General features: G+C 58.4%; 21 protein-coding genes. 14 read left to right on the forward strand and 7 right to left on the reverse strand.

Going from position 1 to position 19,400, the window contains the following annotated elements:
- On the forward strand, positions 1–415 hold a 415-nt coding region (locus tag ACR1XY_RS05085; RefSeq protein ID WP_480590556.1), incomplete at its 5' end, for a hypothetical protein.
- 166 nt (positions 416–581) lie between these two features.
- Here ACR1XY_RS05085 and ACR1XY_RS05090 read toward each other — a convergent pair.
- Positions 582–1,289, reverse strand: a complete 708-nt coding sequence (locus ACR1XY_RS05090) for an SDR family oxidoreductase (RefSeq protein WP_480590559.1) — start codon at positions 1,287–1,289, stop codon at positions 582–584.
- Positions 1,290–1,412: 123 nt separating this feature from the next.
- Here ACR1XY_RS05090 and gcvA point away from each other — a divergent pair, with 123 nt between their 5' ends.
- The 6 genes from gcvA (at position 1,413) to ACR1XY_RS05120 (ending at position 6,859) form a co-directional block, all read left to right on the forward strand.
- Entirely contained in the window at positions 1,413–2,285 is an 873-nt protein-coding gene (gene gcvA / locus ACR1XY_RS05095) for a transcriptional regulator GcvA (RefSeq protein WP_480590562.1), read from the forward strand.
- 318 nt (positions 2,286–2,603) lie between these two features.
- The gene (locus ACR1XY_RS05100; protein ID WP_480590565.1) at positions 2,604–3,563 is read left to right on the forward strand and encodes a glycosyltransferase family 2 protein; all 960 of its coding nucleotides are present in this window, start codon (positions 2,604–2,606) and stop codon (positions 3,561–3,563) included.
- The gene (locus ACR1XY_RS05105; RefSeq protein ID WP_480590568.1) at positions 3,560–3,946 is read left to right on the forward strand and encodes a GtrA family protein; all 387 of its coding nucleotides are present in this window, start codon (positions 3,560–3,562) and stop codon (positions 3,944–3,946) included. The genes ACR1XY_RS05100 and ACR1XY_RS05105 overlap by 4 nt, the downstream gene beginning before the upstream one ends.
- Before the next feature lie 9 nt (positions 3,947–3,955).
- A complete protein-coding gene (locus ACR1XY_RS05110; RefSeq protein WP_480590571.1) occupies positions 3,956–4,702 on the forward strand; it encodes a methyltransferase domain-containing protein in 747 nt (248 codons plus the stop codon).
- The gene (locus ACR1XY_RS05115) at positions 4,699–6,108 is read left to right on the forward strand and encodes a hypothetical protein (RefSeq protein ID WP_480590574.1); all 1,410 of its coding nucleotides are present in this window, start codon (positions 4,699–4,701) and stop codon (positions 6,106–6,108) included. The genes ACR1XY_RS05110 and ACR1XY_RS05115 overlap by 4 nt, the downstream gene beginning before the upstream one ends.
- Before the next feature lie 139 nt (positions 6,109–6,247).
- The gene (locus ACR1XY_RS05120) at positions 6,248–6,859 is read left to right on the forward strand and encodes a YrbL family protein (protein ID WP_480590577.1); all 612 of its coding nucleotides are present in this window, start codon (positions 6,248–6,250) and stop codon (positions 6,857–6,859) included.
- 13 nt (positions 6,860–6,872) lie between these two features.
- On the opposite strand, the gene ACR1XY_RS05125 is transcribed toward ACR1XY_RS05120, so the two are convergent.
- Positions 6,873–7,754 (reverse strand): LysR family transcriptional regulator, encoded by an 882-nt coding sequence (locus ACR1XY_RS05125; protein ID WP_480590579.1) that lies wholly within the window; start codon positions 7,752–7,754, stop codon positions 6,873–6,875.
- 94 nt (positions 7,755–7,848) lie between these two features.
- Between ACR1XY_RS05125 and ACR1XY_RS05130 the strand changes: the two genes are divergently transcribed.
- Genes ACR1XY_RS05130 through ACR1XY_RS05140 form a run of 3 tightly spaced genes read left to right on the forward strand, consistent with a single transcriptional unit; the run spans position 7,849 to position 9,991 of the window.
- Complete coding sequence (locus tag ACR1XY_RS05130; protein ID WP_480590582.1) at positions 7,849–8,691, forward strand: alpha/beta fold hydrolase; 843 nt, start codon at positions 7,849–7,851, stop codon at positions 8,689–8,691.
- 3 nt (positions 8,692–8,694) lie between these two features.
- The gene (locus ACR1XY_RS05135) at positions 8,695–8,943 is read left to right on the forward strand and encodes a hypothetical protein (protein ID WP_480590586.1); all 249 of its coding nucleotides are present in this window, start codon (positions 8,695–8,697) and stop codon (positions 8,941–8,943) included.
- A gap of 49 nt (positions 8,944–8,992) precedes the next feature.
- On the forward strand, positions 8,993–9,991 hold the full coding sequence (locus tag ACR1XY_RS05140) for a GlxA family transcriptional regulator (RefSeq protein ID WP_480590588.1): 999 nt from the start codon (positions 8,993–8,995) through the stop codon (positions 9,989–9,991).
- 8 nt (positions 9,992–9,999) lie between these two features.
- Here ACR1XY_RS05140 and ACR1XY_RS05145 read toward each other — a convergent pair whose 3' ends face one another.
- From ACR1XY_RS05145 to ACR1XY_RS05165, 5 genes are all read right to left on the reverse strand, one after another.
- Entirely contained in the window at positions 10,000–10,560 is a 561-nt protein-coding gene (locus tag ACR1XY_RS05145; RefSeq protein WP_480590591.1) for a sarcosine oxidase subunit gamma, read from the reverse strand.
- A complete protein-coding gene (locus ACR1XY_RS05150) occupies positions 10,553–13,498 on the reverse strand; it encodes a sarcosine oxidase subunit alpha family protein (protein WP_480590594.1) in 2,946 nt (981 codons plus the stop codon). Before ACR1XY_RS05150 ends, ACR1XY_RS05145 begins: the two co-directional genes overlap by 8 nt.
- On the reverse strand, positions 13,495–13,782 hold the full coding sequence (locus ACR1XY_RS05155) for a sarcosine oxidase subunit delta (protein WP_480590597.1): 288 nt from the start codon (positions 13,780–13,782) through the stop codon (positions 13,495–13,497). The genes ACR1XY_RS05150 and ACR1XY_RS05155 overlap by 4 nt, the downstream gene beginning before the upstream one ends.
- A gap of 13 nt (positions 13,783–13,795) precedes the next feature.
- The gene (locus ACR1XY_RS05160; RefSeq protein WP_480590600.1) at positions 13,796–15,046 is read right to left on the reverse strand and encodes a sarcosine oxidase subunit beta family protein; all 1,251 of its coding nucleotides are present in this window, start codon (positions 15,044–15,046) and stop codon (positions 13,796–13,798) included.
- A 77-nt stretch (positions 15,047–15,123) separates the two neighbouring features.
- Positions 15,124–15,987, reverse strand: coding sequence for a LysR family transcriptional regulator (locus ACR1XY_RS05165; RefSeq protein WP_480590603.1), 864 nt, complete (start codon positions 15,985–15,987; stop codon positions 15,124–15,126).
- A 108-nt stretch (positions 15,988–16,095) separates the two neighbouring features.
- Between ACR1XY_RS05165 and ACR1XY_RS05170 the strand changes: the two genes are divergently transcribed.
- The 4 genes from ACR1XY_RS05170 to ACR1XY_RS05185 are packed head-to-tail and all read left to right on the forward strand — an operon-like array spanning position 16,096 to position 19,398.
- Positions 16,096–16,695 carry an amino acid synthesis family protein gene (locus ACR1XY_RS05170; RefSeq protein ID WP_480590606.1) on the forward strand — a complete coding sequence of 200 codons (600 nt, stop codon included), beginning with the start codon at positions 16,096–16,098 and terminating at the stop codon, positions 16,693–16,695.
- Positions 16,667–17,446 carry an alpha/beta fold hydrolase gene (locus ACR1XY_RS05175; RefSeq protein WP_480590609.1) on the forward strand — a complete coding sequence of 260 codons (780 nt, stop codon included), beginning with the start codon at positions 16,667–16,669 and terminating at the stop codon, positions 17,444–17,446. Before ACR1XY_RS05170 ends, ACR1XY_RS05175 begins: the two co-directional genes overlap by 29 nt.
- On the forward strand, positions 17,443–18,351 hold the full coding sequence (locus tag ACR1XY_RS05180; protein ID WP_480590612.1) for a flavin reductase family protein: 909 nt from the start codon (positions 17,443–17,445) through the stop codon (positions 18,349–18,351). The genes ACR1XY_RS05175 and ACR1XY_RS05180 overlap by 4 nt, the downstream gene beginning before the upstream one ends.
- A 12-nt stretch (positions 18,352–18,363) precedes the next feature.
- Positions 18,364–19,398 (forward strand): LLM class flavin-dependent oxidoreductase, encoded by a 1,035-nt coding sequence (locus ACR1XY_RS05185; protein ID WP_480590615.1) that lies wholly within the window; start codon positions 18,364–18,366, stop codon positions 19,396–19,398.
- The last annotated feature ends 2 nt before the right edge of the window (positions 19,399–19,400 follow it).

The following is a 19,400-nucleotide window of genomic DNA, read 5'->3' on the forward strand; positions in this document are numbered from 1 at the left end:
GCACCTGAAGGGCACTTCATATGAAGTCACACAGTCTCTGGATGAATTTGCGTTGGACGTGCCGGAAAACTTCCAGTCAAGATATCTAATGGATGACCCGTGGGTGAGCATTGACAATATGTTGAAGAGATTCACGGTGTTTCCGATTGAAAACTCAATCCACGGAGTCTCGAGCGTTCTTGAAAAGGAATTTGGATGTCCTCCCGTGGAAACGGAGATTAGGAATCGGACATCAGACTTAGTGGGTGACCAGCGCCTTAAGACAAAACAAGACCTTTCGAGGGCTACACATGCCAAACTGGTCGAAAGGCACTGTGCTGACCGTGAATTGTATGAGAGGGCAGGTGGAAAGGTTGATCTCGACCCGGTGAAATCGACACTATGGTCGCGGTTCCAGAAGCGCTTTGCCGGCTGAGTTACCCTTTTGGGCATTTGCCAGCGAGTTCGGAGAAAAACGTCGAGAAATATCTGACCTGTTGAGGTTAAAAGAAAGAACGGCTGATCGTTTCCCCTGAGACTGGTTGTAATTTGTCTGACTGTACAGCCATCCCACCCATTTCATTGCGCTAGCGTGGCCGACGTCAGACTGATCGTGTGATGCCTCCGTCGACGCGGATGTTTTGGCCGGTGATGTATCCGCCACCCTCCGAGGCAAGAAAGGCGACGGTGGCGGCGATCTCGTCATAGGCCTTGCCATAGCGCTCCATCGGGATGCGGGCCTTCCATTCCGGGTTTTCGGGCAGACTGTCGATGAAACCCGGAAGCACATTGTTCATCCGCACGTTGTCGGGGGCGTATTTGTCGGCAAACAGCTTGGTATAGGCTGCAAGTCCCGCGCGCATCACGCCCGAGGTTGGGAAGACCGGGTCCGGCTCGAACGCGGCGAAGGTAGAGATGTTGATGATCGCGCCGGATTTCTGACCAATCATGATGGGCGCAACGATCCGCGTGGCGCGTACGGCGTTCAGGAAATAGACCTCCATCCCCTCGTGCCAATCTTCGTCGCTGATTTCCAGAACTGGCGCGCGGGGACCGTGCCCGGCCGAGTTTACCAACACATCCACGCGGCCCCATTTGTCCAGGACCGCATCCACCAGTATTTGCATATCTGCGCTGGACCGGTTGGTGCCGGTTACGCCAATGCCACCAAGATTGGCAGCCAGGGCTTCTCCTTTTCCTGAGGACGACAGGATCGCGACGTTGAACCCTTCGGCCGCCAGTCGCTGCGCGCTTTCCGCCCCCATGCCGCTACCGCCGCCCATGATGATCGCGACTTTCCTCTCAGACATGTTTCACCTCCGTTCGATTAATGCAAATGCTCAGGAACCAACATGGTGTGAGGCGCGACGTTTGACCAATCAGTAATTCTGCCTTAATCCTGTAGAAAATCTATTGAATAGGATGTTCGGGTAGTGCGCAAATTACCGCCCTTGAATGCGCTCAAGGCTTTTGAGGCCTCTGGGCGCCATCTGAATTTCAGCCGTGCTGCCGAGGAGCTTGGCGTCACGCAGGGTGCTGTTGCTCAACATGTTCGGTCGTTAGAGGAACTGTTGAATATCAAACTCTTCGACCGAAAGCCCAGGGGTTTATCCCTGACGGATGAAGGTCGGAAATACCTTGCTCCGATCCGCCGGGCCTTTGACGTGATGACCGAGGCAACAGCCAATCTGTCGCCGCAGAGCGCCGTTGCTACAATCAGTACGACACCATCTTTTGCTACACGCTGGCTGGTGCCAAGACTGGGAGCGTTTTCGCAGGATCATCCGGACATCCGGCTCCGTCTGGACGCGTCAAACGCGCTGGCAAACTTTCAAACGGATGGGGTGGATATCGCGGTGCGGCAAGGGAAGCCTCCGTTTGGGCCGGGGCTGATCTCTGAGCCTTTGTTTGCCGCCGACCTGATTACAGTGTGCCATCCCGATCTGGCTTCGGGAGGCAGTCCAATCCGGTCACCCGCAGATTTGCTCGACCATATCCTGCTGGAAGATACGCATGGCCAGTGGCCCCTGTTTCTGGAGGCCGCACTGGGCGAAGTGCCGCCAGCCGGTTTGAAAACCATGGTGTTCAGCCAGACCTCTCTGGCCATCGATGCCGCGATTGCCGGGCAGGGTGTGGCGTTGGCCAACCGTGAATTTGTTGAGGGTGATCTCCGGGCAAAGCGACTGTGCCAGCCCGTCTCGTTTTCGACCGAGGTGCAGGAGGGGTATCACGTCGTTATCCCGCGTGCCCCCAGAAATCTACGGATCGTTGCCGCCGTACGTGCATGGCTGCGTGCGCAGGTCTGACACACCTTGGATTAATCAGGCATCACGACGTGCGAACACCCGATCAATGACGCAAGAAAGGCCTATTGCTGCCATATCCCCGGTGCAAAACAGTGGCAGAATAAAGTGCGGTCACCTTCATCGCAGGTTTTCGGGCCGGGTTTATGTGTCGCGACGGTAACGACCCCCCGAAATCTCGCGCCAACCAATTAGCGAAAGCCGATTGTTGGGATATCAAGAGCCGCAACTAAAAGTGAAACAAAAAATACGAGCAGCCAGTTCCGAAAAAAATGCGATCTTATCGCGCGAATTCGGACGAAAAACTCGGTCGGAGGTTCAATGTTATTGTCCGTTGTCGTCCCCTGCATGAACGAGGAGGCCTCGATCCCCATGCTGGTCGAACGGTTGATCGCTGCAACCGAAGCTTGGCAGGGCGACTCCGAGATCGTGCTGGTCGATGACGGATCGACCGATGATACGTGGAACGCGATCTGCGCGCAGTGCAAGGACCACGCCGCGATCCGTGGTCTGAAACTGTCGATGAATCGCGGCCATCAGGTAGCCCTGACAGCGGGTCTGATGGCAGCCAAGGGCGAGCGGATCTTCATGCTCGACGCCGATTTGCAGGACCCGCCCGAGTTGTTGTCGGACATGATGGCGATGATGGATCGCGGCTATGACGTTGTTTACGGGCGCCGCAGTGAACGGAAGGGTGAAAGCTGGTTCAAGAAGGTGACAGCCCACGGGTTTTATCGTGTACTGAACAGGCTGTCCGATGTGCCGATTCCCAACGATACTGGCGATTTTCGTCTGGTCACCCGTCGGGCGTTGGACGCGGTGCTGCAAATGCCTGAACGCGCGCGTTTCATCCGTGGGATGTTCGCCTGGGCCGGGTTCCGGCAGATCGGCATCGAATATATCCGCGATCCGCGTGTGGCCGGCGAAACCAAATACCCGCTCTCCAAGATGATCCGGTTCGCCTTTGACGCGTTGGCAAGCTTCTCGATCAAGCCGCTTCAGATCGCGACGCGAATGGCCTTTCTTACCCTCATTGTTGCCGCCCTTATGGCCGTCTACGTGTTCGGATCACTCATTATGTACAATACGGTCGCCGGCTGGGCATCGACCGTTCTGATCATCAGCTTTTTCTCGGGCATCCAGTTGCTGACTCTTGGCATCATGGGGGAATATCTGGGACGTCTTTATGTCGAAGCCAAGGGTCGACCGCTGTTCTTTGTCGACGAGCAAGCCGGGGATTCGGTCGAGCCCGTCGTAGAACACATAGCCAGACAACAATGACCGAACGCCGCCGCATATTTCGTTTTGCGGTCGTCGGGACCGGGGTGGCTGCCTATTACATGGTGGTTTATCTGGGGTTGCTTCACCTGTTGCGTTCACCCTGGATCGCCAACCTGATTGCCTTTGGGTCTGCCATCCTGATCCAGTATGTCGGCCAGACCGCCTGGACCTTTGGCAAGCCTTTGGCGATCCCGGCACAGTTCGGGCGCTTCCTTTGCATGATCGGGGTCGGGCTGGTCGTGTCTTCGGCAATTACCGGGATCATCGGGCCACGTATGGGGTTGCCCGAGACCGTCTCGGCCGCCTCGGTTGTCGTGGTCCTGCCAATCCTCAACTTTGTGATCCTTCGCCTTTGGGTCTATCGCGAGCGAAATTCAATCTAGAGATCAGTCATGTCGCATATCTATTCCAACGAGTTCTTTGACTATATCGATCAGGGCGCGCGGCGTTCCGCCAACAGCCTGATCCGCTGTCTTCAGGCGTGGATCAAACCGGAAAGCGTTATCGATTTCGGATGCGGTCGGGGGGTCTGGCTGTCGGAATGGTCGGCGGCTGGCTGCACCGATATCGCAGGTGTCGATGGTGACTACGTGGACCGCGAAAGGCTGGCCATCCCCACAGATGCTTTTTTCGGTAAAGACCTAGTTCAACCGATTGATCTTGGGCGGCGGTTCGATCTGGCCCAGTCGCTGGAAGTTGGAGAGCACCTGCCGAATGAGGCCTCGGTCAGTCTGGTCCAAAGCCTGACGACTCATGCCGATCTGGTGTTGTTTTCGGCAGCGGTGCCGGGACAGGGGGGCGAGTTCCATATCAATGAGCAACCGCTTTCATTCTGGCAGAACCTGTTCGCCGACCGTGGGTACACGGCCTATGACTGCCTGCGCCCGGTGCTGTTCGGCGACACCAGCATCGAGCCCTGGTATCGTTATAATTCTGTGCTCTACGCCAACGAATCCGGTGCAGCAAAGCTGCCGTCCGAGGTGCTGAAGACCAAAACTGACGGGGCGCTGAAAGAGGTGGGCTCTTTAGGCTGGAACCTGCGGAAGATGGTCGTACGCCGTTTGCCGCGCACGACAGTCACGGCGATCGCACAGGCTCGGGCGTCGATCATTGCACGATCCTACGGGGGCAAGGAATGAACACCCGCCCCCTGGAGAATGAGTTCGCACGTCTGTTCGTGCTGTGCTTTTCTTTGCTGGTCCTGGTGTATCTGCCGTTGATCGAGGATCCTTTCGTTCGGCATGATGACTTTCCTGCGCTGCTTGGCACGCGCAAGGCAGCGTTGTTGAAGACGCTGGATGAGGGGCGGTGGTTGAACTACTGGTGGCAATTCCGCCCGGTTTTCCTGCCATCACCGGTCCATTTTATCCTCTATCTGACAGGATGGTCGCTTTTTTCTGCGGCAACAGCGCTGAGCCTTTTGGATCGTGAAGTTGATGGCTGGTACAAGGGGTTTCTTGCCATTTTCGTGGCTCTTTCGATCCCTGCCTATCTGATGTCGTTCTGGTTCAATACGCTGTTGCCGGGTGTTTGGGTGGTCGCGCTTTTTGCGGTGGCGGTCGTCTTTCTTCCGCATCGCACGGTGCTTGCTCTATTGGTTGTGGCAGTGCCGTTGTCCTTTATGGCCTATACGACCTATCCGTTTCTGTTGCTTACCCTGGTTCTGTTGTCCCGCAAGGCGCCCAAAACCTATAAAAGCATGGCGATCACGCTGGGAGTGTTCGTTGTCAGCCTCGCCCTGGGTGTTTTGGCGGTTTATTCGCTGAACTACATCTATCACGGGGTGTTCGGCATTCCGGTCGCCCAATGGCGCGAACCGACCGAAGTGCATTCCTTTGCCGATCTACTGGCAAACATCGAAAAACAGAAGGATTACCTCCACAAAGCTCTCCAACAGATGGGTGGGGGCGTCGCGAAGCACGGTGTCGTCATTCCGCTTATGTTCCTGGCCGCTTGGCTGGCCTTGTTCATTTGGAACCGGTTTGTTGCCGTTGCTGTTCTTGCCGCCGTTCTGGCGGGGCTGGCACCGCTTGTAGGCAAAGCCCTGATGTCAGGCGTTCAGGTGCCGCTGCGAACGCTGGGCTGGGTGTGGATTTTATTTGGGTTCTGTATTGTCTCGGTTGCTGTTCATCTGTCGAAGTCCGGCGGCAGGTGGTTGAGTCTTGCCCGCATCGCGATCCTGTGCGTGCTGTTGTTCAACATGCTGGCGATTGCGAAGACCTCGTACTTTGCTTTGCCGCCGTGGCAGTACACCACCAAGGAAATGGCCAACGCTGTACCGGAAGGTACTGAAACCATATATGTCTATGGCGACTACATGGCTATTCACGGTGCGCGGAAGGCGGCAATTCAGCAAACCCGAGGGTTGCGGCTCAGGCTGGCCTATCTGACGGGGGCCACGGTGGTCCTCTGTGACGAAATGCCAAAGGGTTGCATGGATGTTGAGCCGCCTTTCGACGCGAAAGGTTCGGAAGACGCCCCGGTCGTCCAACCCGAGGGACAAGATGTGTTCATTCTGTTGCCCGCGCCCGAGGCCGTTTCCTGAAACTGTTCGATCAGTGTCCCGTTTGTCGGGCCGGTAAAAGGCCAATTGTAACGGATTTAAGAACGATTTATGTAGAGGGCTGATTTCAGAACCATCGCCCTGACAGGCGTGCGTTTTTGGTTAACAGGACCCGGTAAATATGATTGACCTGAGTGGCCTAACTCCCTTACGGGAAAGCCGCAATTACAAGATTTTCCAGCACCCTGAGATCGAGGGAGCGTTGTTGAAGGTTCGCGTTGATGAGCCGGAACGCAGGCACCCGTTGCCGCGCTATTCGGAATGGCGCTACGGTAATCTCAGGCAATGGAACCGCGAGGCGAATGAATACCTCGCCGCGCTGAACCGGGGGTGTCCTGAAATCGAACGTCTGGCGCGGTTCGCGGGCTATGCTCCGACTTCATTGGGGCCAGCTATCGCGGTGGAAAAGCTGACCGGACCGGACGGGGGACTTGCGCCGACTCTGCAATCTGAACTGGTGAAGTTCAATAAAGACCGGGAGGGGCGTCAACGGTTGCACCAAGAGTTCATGGAGTTACTGGACGATCTTGAACGGGGCCAGATCGTCGTTGGCGATATGGGGTTTGAAAACATCGTGCGCGCGCAAGAGCGTGGTGGAAAGCTGGTCATCATCGACGGACTGGGTGAAAGGGTGATGTTCCCGCTGGCCCTGTTCAGCAATTGGGCTTTCCGCAAATCGATCCAACGCCGCCGGGAGCGCATGACCAAGGGGTTCAGGCTGGACGTCCCGTGACAAAACGCCGGGCTCAGCCTGCGATGCGCAAAGGTACGGCACTTTCAACCTCTTTGCGGATTTCTTCGATCAGTGCCGTCGCCGCAGGGTTTCGCCTTTTCAGGTGCGTCCGCGCGACATAGGCAATCCTGGGCGGGTTGGGGAACAGGCCGTCAATGATCTCCATATCCGGGGTGACGTGCAGGCCGTTCAGCAGAGCCACGCCCAGCCCCGAGCGCACCGCCGATTGGATGCCGGCTGCGCTGGGGCATTCCAGAACATTGTCGAACCTATGCGGTCCGTGACCCATGCCCCAATGCCGATAAAAGCACTGACTGTCAAAGGACAGGAACGGAACAGGGGCGGTTAGGTCGACACGAAACTCCGGCGATTTGACCCAATGCAGGTTATCTTCGAACAGGATCAAGTCGTCGGGCGTTACGTCCTGACGAAAGATCTGCATGACCGCCACATCCAGTTCACCGGCCTTGAGCCAGGCTTGCACGTTTAGGCTTTGACTGGTTCGCGTGCGAACGTGCACTTCGGGGTACAGCCGTGTGAAACGGCCCAGGATGCGGGCGATACCGCTGGTGGTGGTGTCTTCGGTCATGCCCAGACGGATGGTGCCGGACAAGGGTTTCCTGCCCAGGGCTGCCAGGGCTTCGTCATGCAGTTCAGTGATCCGGCGGGCGTATTCGCACAGCCGCTGACCGGCGTCGGTGAACAGCGGGCCACCGGCGCGGCGGGCCAGAAGATCGCAGTCCAACGCGTGTTCCAGCCTCCGTATCTTGTGGCTGACCGCCGATTGCGACAGTGCCAGATGTTCCGCCGCCCGCGTCACGCCGCCGTGGGCCGAGATGGCGAGCAGTGCGCGAAGGGCATCGATTTCCAGACGTTCATTCATGTTATTAACCATGACATATTCTAATTGAAAAATGACAATCATTCATATGAGTCACATACTAACGGCGGTCTATTCACGGGGAAAGACTAATTACCGGAGACCAACCATGTCACACCTCGTCACCGACCACGCTTTGATCAACAACACCCGCATCTCGCATGGAACCTATGGCGCGGGCGAACCCGTCGTGCTGATCCACGGTACGCCATCCTCGTCCTATATCTGGCGAAACGTGCTGCCTGAACTGGTTGCCGCTGGCTACAAGGTTCATGTCTACGACCTGTTGGGCTTTGGTTTGTCCGAACGCCCCTGGGATCCGTCAGTTGATACTTCGGTTACCGCACAAGTTCCGATCCTCGAGGGGCTGCTGGATCTGTGGGGGCTGGATGACCTGCACGTGATCTCGCACGATATCGGTGGCGCGGTTGCTCCTCGATTTGCCGTCCAGTCGCCTGACCGGATACGGTCGCTGACCATGATCGATGTCGTCAGCTTTGACAGCTGGCCCTCGAAACGGACCAAAGAGCAGATGCAAGCGGGCCTGCAACACCTGATCGATTCACCCGATACCCAGCACCGGTCGCATTTTCGCGAGTGGCTTTCCTCGGCCGTTGTAAACAAACAGCGCCTGGCCGATACGGCGTTAGAGACGTATCTGGACTTTATCAGCGGACCCATCGGGCAGGGTAGCCTGTTCCAGCATCAGGTTCGCCACTATGACCCCAAACACACCAACAGCATCGATTATGCAAAACTCGGCGCCTTGCCGGTTCAGCTGATCTGGGGGGTGAATGATGCGTGGCAGGTGGTCGACTGGGCGTACAAGCTACATGACGCCATTCCTGGCTCTGAACTGCATATTCTAGAAAACTGCGGACACTTTGCGATGGAAGACCAGCCAGAGAAGATATCGACCCTGCTGGTCGACTTCCTTAAGCGAAAGGGGTGAGTCATGACCAAGATCGAAACCCCTCGCCGCAGTCTGACGACCGTGTTTGAAGTTACCGGGTCGGTTCTGGCGATGACCTACGCACTGCTGATCGCGTCGAATACTGGGGCGGAACTGCTGGGCTTTGCACTGTTGCTTTTGTCTGCTGGCCTGTTTGCCGCTTGGGCCGTGATCGACCGGCGTTGGACCTTTCTGCTGCTTCAGGGGTTCTACGCGACCTCGGCCGTTATCGGGCTGATCCGCTGGGCATAAACTTCGCATAGGGCTACCGTGCGTTTCCTGCTAGGACAGCCCTATGCGCATGGAAAAAAGAATCGAGATAGGCTTTCTACTTTTTGACGGCTTTCCCATGGCCTGCCTCACCTCGGTGATCGAACCGTTGCGGGCGGCCAACGAAATCGCCGGGCAAGAAGCGTTTTGCTGGTCGCTGATCTCGGAACACGGTCAAAAGGTTCTATCCAGCGCCGGCGTCGGCTTTGAGGCCGAACGATCGCTGGCGGAATACAAGGACATCGACATTCTGTTCCTGCTCAGCAGTCCGACCTCGGTTTTCGACAACTCGACGTCCGGAAATGGCATGTTGCGCAGCCTTGGCCGACACGGGACGGTTCTTGGTGGCATCAGCGCAGGCGTTTTCCCCTTGGTGCGATCCGGGGTCATGCAGGGTCATCCTGTATCAGTCCATTGGTGTTATGAAGCCGCGTTCGAGGCCGAATTCCCTGACATGGATGCTCGTAGCGAAGTGATTGTCAGGACCGCCAGCCGTTGCACCGTGTCCGGTGCCGCAGCGGGTTTTGATCTGGCGCTGCATCTGATTCAGGACCGGCTGGGCGGAGATGTCGCCCATGAGGTCGCCTGTTGGTTCCAACACCCGATGATGCGCGGGGCGGGGGTCCGGCAGCAGGTGCCTAGCGCAAATGCGCCTGGTACGGGTGACAGTTTGCCGCCGCTTGTGTCGCGCAGTGTTGCGCTTTTTGCTGCTCATATGAGTCAGCCGATTTCGATTGCAGACGTGGCGCGGCAGGCGGGTGTGACACCCCGCCAGATCGAGCGCGCCTTTAAGCAGGCGACGGGGCAAAGTCCAACCCACTATTACCGCGCCATGCGTATGAAAGCGGCCCGGCAGATGGTGGTTTATACCAAGGACCCGATCCCCGAGATCGCCGAGGCTGTTGGATACAGCTCGGTCTCGCCGCTGGTAACTCATTACCGCGCGGCATTCGGGCTGAGCCCCAGCGAGGACAGGCGCCGCATAAACCGGTTTCGGGTCGAGGACAACGCGCCACTTCCCTCGGTTTGATAGTTACTTTATAGCGCCGCGCGCATTGCTGTTACGATGGCGTGGTACAGCGATCCGGCCGAGGATCGCGGACCGTATATGCTGACCATTTCGGGCGACCGGCACAGTACGAAGCAGCCCACATGATGGATCGAACAGCGCGCGGCGCTACCCTCATCAAACTTGCGCAGGTCGAGTTGGCACAACAGTTCCAGCACCGTTGGAATGCCGTCGCCGCTCAGATCAAACCGTGTCCACGCGTCCGTCTGTTCCGTGACCGAAGCCGTATTCCCGACGGTCGCCTTAACCTGATCTGCAAGCTCTTCATGGCTGTCAAATGGGGCCTCTATCATCCATTGGTCCGATCCAGCCCAAAACGCTTTGACCGTCGTTCCGGCCCAGCGGCCAATATCCGGCGTTGGCGCGTCAACCAGCTTGGCAAGCGCCTGGGCAGCGTTGGGTTCCTGTCCCATGCGCGCGGCGACCGACGCCAGCGCCACCTCGGGAACTTCGGTGCATGTGACACCCCCTACGGTGTCCACACGCGGCTCAGCTCCGCCCAGGGCGGTTATCGCAATAAGATCATGCACGCAGACGCTCTCCTTCAGGGTCGACGAAATGGGCCGAGACAATCTCGACCTCAACCGTCAGATTGGTCAGGGGAGAGACCAGACGCATTTTCTCGCCCAGCCGTGCCGAACCGTTTTTGACCAGACCCAGCCCAATATTGCTGTTCAGGATGGGCGAGTAGACAGCCGAGGTAACATAACCCTGATCATGCGCCGCATCGACCGGGCCATCGGCATTCATCAAGTGTCCGCCCGCAGTGACCTTATCCTCTGACTGTAATGGTTTGATCCCCACAAGCCGCAGGCCATCCGGTTCGACCAGAGCTTCACGTTCCGACAGGACCGAGCCGATGCTGTCCTTCTTTTTGGACACCATTTTACCTAAGCCAAGGTTCAATGCCGTGGTAGTGCCGTTCAGCTCGTTCCCGGCGGCGTGGCCTTTTTCAACCCGCATCACACCCAACGCTTCGGTGCCATAGGGGATAACGTCGAACTCTTCGCCCTCGGCCATCAGACGTCGCATCAGCGCATCGCCATAACGTGAGGGTACTGCGATTTCATATGCCAACTCGCCCGAGAACGAGATCCGGAACAGCCGTGCCCGAAGCCCGCCGCACACGGTGATGTTGCCGCAAGCCATGAAGGGGAAGGCCACGTTCGAGATGTCAAACTCCGGGTCCACGATCTTTTGCAACAGCTTGCGCGCGTTGGGTCCGGCCACCGCGTATTGGGCCCAAGCTTCGGTGGTCGAGATCAGCTGGACGTCCATGTCCGGACACAGGCATTGGCGCACAAATTCCATGTGACGATAGACACTGACGGCGTTTGCGGTGGTCGTTGTAACAACGAAGTGATCCTCGGCCAGCCGCGCCGCGGTGCCGTCATCCATAACCATGCCATCTTCGCGCAGCATCAGGCCATAGCGGGCCTTGCCCACGGCCAGTTTGGCGAAACCGTTAGCGTAGATGCGGTTCAGAAACTCGGCTGCATCGGTGCCCTGCACGTCGATCTTGCCCAGCGTGGTGCAGTCGCACACCCCGACCGAGGCGCGGGTCTGGCGCACTTCGCGATCCACCGATTGCCGCCAGTGCGTCTCACCGGGCAGAGGGAACCACTGCGCGCGCAGCCAGTTGCCGGCCTCGACAAACACCGCGCCGCGCTCCTTGGCCCAATAATGCGAGGGTGTCAGGCGGGTCGGATGGAATTCCTTTCCCTTCATCCGGCCCGCAAAGGTGCCAATCGGGACCGGTGTGTAAGGCGGGCGGAAGATGGTTGTCCCAACTTCGGGGATCGACTTTCCGGCCACTTCGGCCATGATCGCAAGCCCGGTGATATTCGAGGTCTTGCCCTGATCGGTGGCCATGCCCAGCGTGGTATAGCGTTTAAGGTGCTCGACTGAACGGAAACCCTCTTGGTAGCTCAGCTTCACATCCTTGACCGTCACGTCGTTCTGCTGATCCACCCAGGCGCGCTTGCATCCCTGAACGTACCAGAAGGGCGCCTGCGCGACCGGGGTGTCCTCGACCTCGGGTAGGGCGGGCAGGGCACCTGTCAGGTCGAGAGCTTTGGCTGCGCCTTCCGCGCCGGACAGCAAGGCGCCGTGGGTCGACATGATCCCGTTCGCCGCGCCTGCGACCGACATGCCGACAGGCAGTTCGGCGCCGGGGACAAAGGCAGCCAAGAGTTCGTTCCAGACCGGGCGCCCACGTTGATGGCAGGTCAAGTGAACATTCGGGTTCCATCCCCCGGACACGCCCAGCGCGCCGCAATCCAGCATGCGGGTCGATCCGTCCGGCATCGCAACGTCGACGAAGCTCAGCCCGAGGCGACCCCTGGTGTTGACGACTTTTGCGCCTTTAAGGACTTCGTAATCATAGCTGGAGGGTGCATCCTCGCGCACGTCCACCACAGCAGCAACCTTGACGCCCTTGGCGTGCAAATCCGATGCAGTGCGGTGGCCGTCATCATTGTTGGTGAAAATCGCCACGCGCTGCGACGCCGTAACCGCGAAACGGTTGGCATAGGTCCGCAAGGCGCTGGCCATCATGATACCGGGGCGGTCGTTGTTTTCGAACGCGATGGGGCGTTCCGTCGCCCCGGCACAAAGCAGCGCCTTTTGCGTATAGATGCGCCACAGAATCTGACGGGGTTTGCCTGCGGGCAGGGTGGACAGGTGATCCCCGGTCCGTTCCACTGCGCCATAAATGCCGTGATCAAACGCGCCGATCACGGTGGTGCGCGGCATCAGCCGGACGTTGGGCAAAGACGATAGCTCTGCAACCGCTTGAGCCGCCCAATCCGAAGCGCTGTGATCTCCCAGCGCAAAGGTTTCGCTGTTCAGACGGCCACCAAGGGCGAAATCCTCATCTGCCAGAATGACGTCAGCTCCGGCACGCCCAGCGGTCAGAGCAGCCATCAAGCCGGCAGGTCCGGCACCGATGATCAGCAGATCGCAATGACGGAACCCTTTGTCATATTCGTCCGGGTCGTCCTCTTGCGACAATGATCCCAAGCCGGCGGCACGACGGATCATCGGCTCGTACAGCTTTTCCCAGAATGCGGCGGGCCACATAAAAGTTTTGTAGTAGAATCCAGCAGACAGAAAATTCGAGAACATATCGTTCACGGCCAGCGCGTCGAATTTCAGGCTGGGCCAACGGTTCTGCGACTTCGCCTCAAGCCCGTCGAACATCTCAATCGTTGTGGCACGGGTGTTGGGTTCCTTCCGCGCACCGGTGCGCAGTTCGACCATGCCGTTGGGTTCCTCGGACCCGGCGGTCAGCAACCCGCGCGGGCGGTGATATTTGAATGAGCGTCCGATCAAGCGCATGTCGTTCGCCAGAAGGGCCGAGGCCAGAGTATCGCCGGGATGCGCGGTATAGCTGCGCCCGTCGAACCGGAAGGAGAGAGAGGTGTTGCGGTCGATCTGGCCGCCATTAAGCCGGTTTTTTTGGGTCATTTGGATCGCCCCCGTGCGCGGGCCACGTCACGGGCCAGTTCCACCTTTGAGATCTCATGTGTCAGCGTATTGCGCGTGACGACCAGCCAGGATCGGTCTCCGGCCTCGTGATACCACAACTCTTGGTGCTCACCAGCCGGGTTGTCGCGCAAATAGCCGTATTCATAAAACGCCTCAGCTGCATTCTCGGCCTGCCAGTCGGGACGGCCGATCAGCGAGGCATCACCCAGATAGGTGAACTCCGATGCATCGCGTGGGCCCAGAAGGGGATGGTTGATTATCATTGAATGGTCCCCCTCAATGCAGGTTGGGCTGGTTGCCCACGCCTTTTTCGTCGATCATTCGGCCCGTTTGGAACCGGTCGAGGCGATAAGCGGTGGCGACCGGGTGCGGCTCGTCCTTGGCCAGAAGATGCGCGAAACAATGGCCCGAGGCCGGGGTCGCCTTGAACCCGCCGTAGCACCATCCACCGTTGAAATAGAGCCCTTCGACCGGGGTGCGGTCTATAATTGGCGAGCCGTCCATAGACATGTCCATCACACCACCCCACATCCGCAGCAGACGGGCGCGACCGATCATTGGCATCAGGGCCATGCCGCCTTCACAAACATCCTCGACCACGGGCAGGTTGCCGCGTTGGGCGTAGGTGTTATAGCCGTCAAGATCGCCGCCAAAAACCAACCCGCCCTTGTCGGATTGACTGACATAGAAATGCCCAGCTCCAAAGGTGATGACGCTGGGCAGGACCGGTTTCAGGCCCTCGGAAACAAAGGCCTGCAGGACGTGGCTTTCGATGGGCAGGCGTATCCCGGCCATTCCCATCACGCGGCTGGAACTGCCGGCAACCGCGCAACCCACTTTGTTCGCGCCGATGAAGCCCTTGGTGGTCTCGACCCCCAGACATTTTCCGTTCTCGATTCGCAGACCGGTGACCTCGCAATTTTGGATGATGTCGACGCCGTGCAGGTCAGCCGACCGCGCAAAACCCCAGGCCACCGCATCGTGGCGGGCAGTTCCTGCGCGACGCTGAACCAGGCCGCCCTTGATCGGAAAGCGGGCATCGTCAAAATTCAGGTAGGGATGCTCCTTTCGCACCTGGTCGGCATCCAGCAACTCGGCATCTGCCCCATTCAGGATCATCGCGTTGCCGCGCCTTGTATAGGCATCGCGCTGTCCGTCGGTGTGGAACAGGTTGAGGATCCCGCGCTGGCTCATCATTGCGTTGTAGTTCAGGTCCTGTTCGAGACCTTCCCACAGCTTCATCGAGAACTCGTAGAACGGTTCATTCCCGTCCAGCATATAGTTCGAACGCACAATCGTCGTGTTCCGCCCCACATTGCCGCCGCCGATCCAACCTTTTTCGACAACAGCAACGTTACGCTGACCATAGACCTTGGACAGGTAGTGTGCCGTCGCCAGCCCATGACCACCGCCACCTATGACGATGATGTCGTAATGCGCCTTGGGTTCGGGCTCGCGCCAGACCGGTTTCCACCCTTTGTGGCCAGTAAGCGCCTCTTTAATAACTCGAAAGCCGGAATATCGCATGAATCGGACCTTTTTCGCCAGAATTCACTATTTCGCGGCGCTTGGATATCCTCAGATGCGACATTAACGTGGTTGAATCAGACTTGGCTGCGTGTCTCTTTCCGCTGAATTTTGGTAAACCACTGCGCAAAGGCATCAACCTCGGGCGAGCGGCGCTGAACCGCCAGAAAGTACCCTTCACTGGCCGGGGCGGAGGCTTCGGATGCAAGTACCACCTGACCGGAGTGCAGAGCGTGGTCGGCGATCAGGGCGTTGACCAGAGCAACACCATTGCCGGTCGTGGCCAGTTGCAACGCAAGCCCATAGGAATCGACATTTAACACAGGGGCACCAACTTGCAGGCCGGTCGCTTCGGCCCAAGACCCCCAATTGTCCGAAGTGCCGACAGTTCCGATAAGTGGCAAGTCTTGCAAGCCGCCCAAAAGCTTCGGTGCTTTCACCGCAATCAGGTGGTTGGGCCACAATGCCGTTGCATCCCGGCCAACCTGCTTTTCCGAGCCGAACCGGATCTCGACATCCGCGCGCGATGCGGCAAATTCATCAGGCCAGATCGTACTGACGAACCGCACAGAGGTATCGGGATTCTGTTGCTGAAATCGCGGAAGGGCTGGGGATATCACCCATTCTAGCACACTGACCGAGGCCGCAACGGTAATATGCCGCGCCCGTTCCTCGGCCAGATAAGGCGAGGCGGCGGAATGCAACATCTCAAGCGCGGCTTCGACCTGTGGCAACAGCTTGCGACCTTCGTCGGTCAGGGACAACCCACGCGCGTGGCGGTGGAAAAGCACCACCCCCAGCCGCGTTTCCAGTGATCGGATCTGCTGGCTGACGGCGGATTGCGTAAGCCCGATTTCCTCGGCCGCGGCGGTCGAACTCAGGCGTCGGGCTGCGGCTTCGAAGGATCTGAACCATGTCAGAGGGGGCAGGGATTTCGACATTGGTAACCTATATATTAGAGTCACTAATACCTAAGACCAAAGTTCTTTCGTTTGTCAAAGCGGCCCTCGGGCGTGGATAATTTGCCAACGACAGAAAAGGGGGCGTTCGTGAAGCCAAGTATTCGGAAAATCGTGACCTATGACGAAGAGGTTCTGGTCGAAGGGTTTCGCAAGGCCGAGCGTCCGTGGCGCATGTTCGCAGTGGCCGCCGTTGTGTCGAACCCCTGGGCGGGCCGCTATGTCGAAGATTTGCGGCCCGAGATTTTGAGCTTTGCCCCGATCCTGGGCGAAGAGCTGACCCGCCGGATGATCACCTTGGCGGGAAGCGGTGATGCCATCGAAGCCTATGGCAAGGCCGCAGTTGTGGGGCTGGATGGTGAAGTCGAGCACGCCTCGGGCCTGATCCATACGCTGCATTTCGGTAATCACTTCCGCCAGGCGGTGGCGGCGAAATCCTATCTGTCCTTTACCAATACAAGGGGTCCGGCAAATGCACCGATCATGGTGCCGCTGATGGACAAGAATGACGCCGGTCGCCGGTCTCACTACCTGACGCTGCAATTCGCCATTCCAGACGCCCCGCGCGCGGATGAGGTCGTGATAGTGCTGGGTGGCGCGACCTCGGGGCGCCCTCACCATCGGATCGGGGATCGCTATCAGGATTTGAAGGATCTGGGTCATGACGTGGACAACCCGGCTTCGGTCTGAGTTCAACGGTCTGGCCGCGGTAGAATTGGGCACGGGGCCGCTGGTGGTTCTGCTGCACGGCGTCGGTTTGCGGGCCGAGGCATGGGGCGGACAGATCGGACCGCTGGTCTCTGCCGGGTATCGCGTGCTGTGTCCGGATATGCCCGGGCATGGCGAAACCCCGTTCGCGGCGGTCAGAGGATTGGACAGCTATACCGCGCCAGTTGCTGCGTTGATACAGGAACCTGCCGTGGTAATCGGGCATTCGATGGGAGCATTGATTGCGACCCAGATTGCAGCCTCGGGCAATCCGAATCTCAAAGGTATTGCCGCCCTGAACGCTATATTTCAGCGATCGGAAACAGCTCGGCAGGCCGTCCTGTCGCGGGCGCATTCCCTGGATGAGCAACAACCGAATGATCCAACGGCAACTTTGCAACGGTGGTTTGGCAAGGATGCATCGGCTGAGCGCGACGCCTGCGCGCGCTGGCTGCAAGAGGTTGATCCGCGCGCCTACAAGGCCGCTTACACAGTGTTCGCCGAAAGCGATGGTCCGACCAAGGCGCAGCTGGCTGCAATTGCCTGCCCGGCCTTGTTTGTGACTGGCGCGGATGAGCCTAACTCAACCCCTCGGATGTCGCGCGACATGGCTGAGTTGGCAACACAGGGTCAGGAGGAAATCATCCCAAACGCGGCGCATATGATGCCGATGACACATGCGGCTGAGGTCAACGATATCCTGTTGCGCTTTCTGCAGGAGTGCTTGCCATGACGATGCTTGATCCTCGCGCCCTGCGCGATGCCTTTGGCAGCTTCATGACCGGTGTGACGGTGGTGACAACACGCGACACAGCCGGCACCCCGGTTGGATTCACGGCGAATTCCTTTTCCTCCGTGTCTCTCGATCCGCCGTTGTTACTGGTCTGTCCGGGGAAGTTCCTGTCCAGCTACGAGGTCTTTACAGGCTGTCGATATTTTGCAGCCAACATTCTTGCCGAGGGTCAGCAGGAGGTCTCGAATACCTTTGCGGGATACAAGGGAGATCGGTTCGCCAAGGTACCGCATCGGAATGGTACCCATGATCTGCCGCTGATCGACGGGGCGCTGGCGCAGTTCTGCTGTGAAACGCACCAAGCAATCCCAGCGGGCGACCACACCGTCCTGATGGGCCGGGTGCTTGAGTTCTCGCACGTTGCGGGTGACGGCCTCGGTTACGTGTGTGGCTCGTACTTCAGTCTTGGACTGGAACGAGAAATGGACTCGAAGGTGCCGACGCTGTGCGGGGCCATCATAACGTCAAAGGACAAAGTGCTGCTGGAACATCACGACGGCCGCTTTCGTCCGGTTCAGGTCGAAGGGGCCGAACCCGGAGGCCAGCGGAACAGGCTGGCGCAAGGGTTAGCCGAACGGGGCATCCACGCGCGGATCGATCAGGTCTATTCCGCGTTCAACGATGCGGACACCAAGCTGCACTACACTTACTTTCTGGCATCTGCCGATCAGGCCGCGCTATCCGAAAACACCCGCTGGATTGCGGTCAAAGACCTTCCCAACCTGACCTATGCCACCCCCGGCATTCACCACATGATGACCCGCTTCGCGCGTGAAGCCCAGACCGGCGATTTCGCCTTGTATCTTGGCGACGCCGAACGGGGTGACATTCACAGTTTTCGCTAAAGGAGCCGGATGATGGAGTTTTCCCTGTTTGCCCATATGGAGCGTCTGACGCCCGACCAGCCTCATGATGTGCTCTACGACGAATTTGTGGGTTTGGCGAAGATGGCCGACGAAGGGGGCATGCGTGCGATCTGGACCGGTGAACATCACGGAATGGAGTTTACCATTGCGCCCAACCCGTTCCTGCCTCTGGTCGATCTTGCGCATCATACCAAAAATGTGCGGCTGGGTACCGGCACAGTGATCGCGCCGTTCTGGCACCCGATCAAACTGGCCGGGGAGGCTGCGGCAGCGGACCAGATCACCAAAGGTCGCATAGAGTTGGGGGTGGCGCGCGGGGCGTATTCGTTTGAATACGAGCGGCTGGCGCCGGGTATGGACGCATGGGAGGCCGGGCAAAAAATGCGCGAGTCCACGCCTCTGTTGCCGAAGATCTGGCAAGGGGATTGCGCGCATGAAGGCGAGTATTATTCGTTTCCTGCGACGACGTCGGCCCCTAAACCGCTGCAGGCCGGTGGCCCACCGATCTGGATCGCGGCGCGTGACCCCAACAGTCACGAGTTCGGCGTTCACAACGGCTTTAACATTCAGGTCACCCCGTTGTGGCAGGGGATGGAAGAGATCGAAACGTTGATAGGCCGTTTCAATGATGCCTGCGACAGCTATTCCGGGCCGCGCCCCAAGATCATGCTTTTGCATCATACCTATGTCGGCAACGATGATGCAGATGTTGCGCAGGGCGTCGAGGATTTACGGCGCTACTATAACTATTTCGGCGCGTGGTTCCTGAATAAGCGACCCATTCAGCAAGGACTGATCGAACCGATCTCGCCCGAGGAAATGGACGCAAATCCGATGTACACTACCGAGAAACTGGGCCGAGACCTGACTGTCGGGACTGCGCAGCAGGTGATTGACCGGATCAAACGTTACGAGGATCTGGGCTATGATGAGTTTTCGTTCTGGGTTGACAGTGGCATGACCAACGACCGCAAACGCGCCTCTCTGGCGCGGTTCATCGACGATGTCATGCCAGCCTTTCAGTGAGG

It is taken from the genome of Ruegeria sp. AD11(2025), assembly GCF_056542405.1.

Excerpts from the sequence above, each read along its gene's own strand:
- ACR1XY_RS05090 (WP_480590559.1), bottom strand. The coding sequence starts at position 1,289 with ATGTCTGAGAGGAAAGTCGCGATCATCATGGGCGGCGGTAGCGGCATG.
- ACR1XY_RS05100 (WP_480590565.1), top strand. The coding sequence starts at position 2,604 with ATGTTATTGTCCGTTGTCGTCCCCTGCATGAACGAGGAGGCCTCGATC.
- ACR1XY_RS05105 (WP_480590568.1), top strand. The coding sequence starts at position 3,560 with ATGACCGAACGCCGCCGCATATTTCGTTTTGCGGTCGTCGGGACCGGG.
- ACR1XY_RS05110 (WP_480590571.1), top strand. The coding sequence starts at position 3,956 with ATGTCGCATATCTATTCCAACGAGTTCTTTGACTATATCGATCAGGGC.
- ACR1XY_RS05115 (WP_480590574.1), top strand. The coding sequence starts at position 4,699 with ATGAACACCCGCCCCCTGGAGAATGAGTTCGCACGTCTGTTCGTGCTG.
- ACR1XY_RS05120 (WP_480590577.1), top strand. The coding sequence starts at position 6,248 with ATGATTGACCTGAGTGGCCTAACTCCCTTACGGGAAAGCCGCAATTAC.
- ACR1XY_RS05125 (WP_480590579.1), bottom strand. The coding sequence starts at position 7,754 with ATGGTTAATAACATGAATGAACGTCTGGAAATCGATGCCCTTCGCGCA.
- ACR1XY_RS05130 (WP_480590582.1), top strand. The coding sequence starts at position 7,849 with ATGTCACACCTCGTCACCGACCACGCTTTGATCAACAACACCCGCATC.
- ACR1XY_RS05135 (WP_480590586.1), top strand. The coding sequence starts at position 8,695 with ATGACCAAGATCGAAACCCCTCGCCGCAGTCTGACGACCGTGTTTGAA.
- ACR1XY_RS05140 (WP_480590588.1), top strand. The coding sequence starts at position 8,993 with ATGGAAAAAAGAATCGAGATAGGCTTTCTACTTTTTGACGGCTTTCCC.
- ACR1XY_RS05150 (WP_480590594.1), bottom strand. The coding sequence starts at position 13,498 with ATGACCCAAAAAAACCGGCTTAATGGCGGCCAGATCGACCGCAACACC.
- ACR1XY_RS05155 (WP_480590597.1), bottom strand. The coding sequence starts at position 13,782 with ATGATAATCAACCATCCCCTTCTGGGCCCACGCGATGCATCGGAGTTC.
- ACR1XY_RS05160 (WP_480590600.1), bottom strand. The coding sequence starts at position 15,046 with ATGCGATATTCCGGCTTTCGAGTTATTAAAGAGGCGCTTACTGGCCAC.
- ACR1XY_RS05165 (WP_480590603.1), bottom strand. The coding sequence starts at position 15,987 with ATGTCGAAATCCCTGCCCCCTCTGACATGGTTCAGATCCTTCGAAGCC.
- ACR1XY_RS05175 (WP_480590609.1), top strand. The coding sequence starts at position 16,667 with ATGACGTGGACAACCCGGCTTCGGTCTGAGTTCAACGGTCTGGCCGCG.
- ACR1XY_RS05180 (WP_480590612.1), top strand. The coding sequence starts at position 17,443 with ATGACGATGCTTGATCCTCGCGCCCTGCGCGATGCCTTTGGCAGCTTC.
- ACR1XY_RS05185 (WP_480590615.1), top strand. The coding sequence starts at position 18,364 with ATGGAGTTTTCCCTGTTTGCCCATATGGAGCGTCTGACGCCCGACCAG.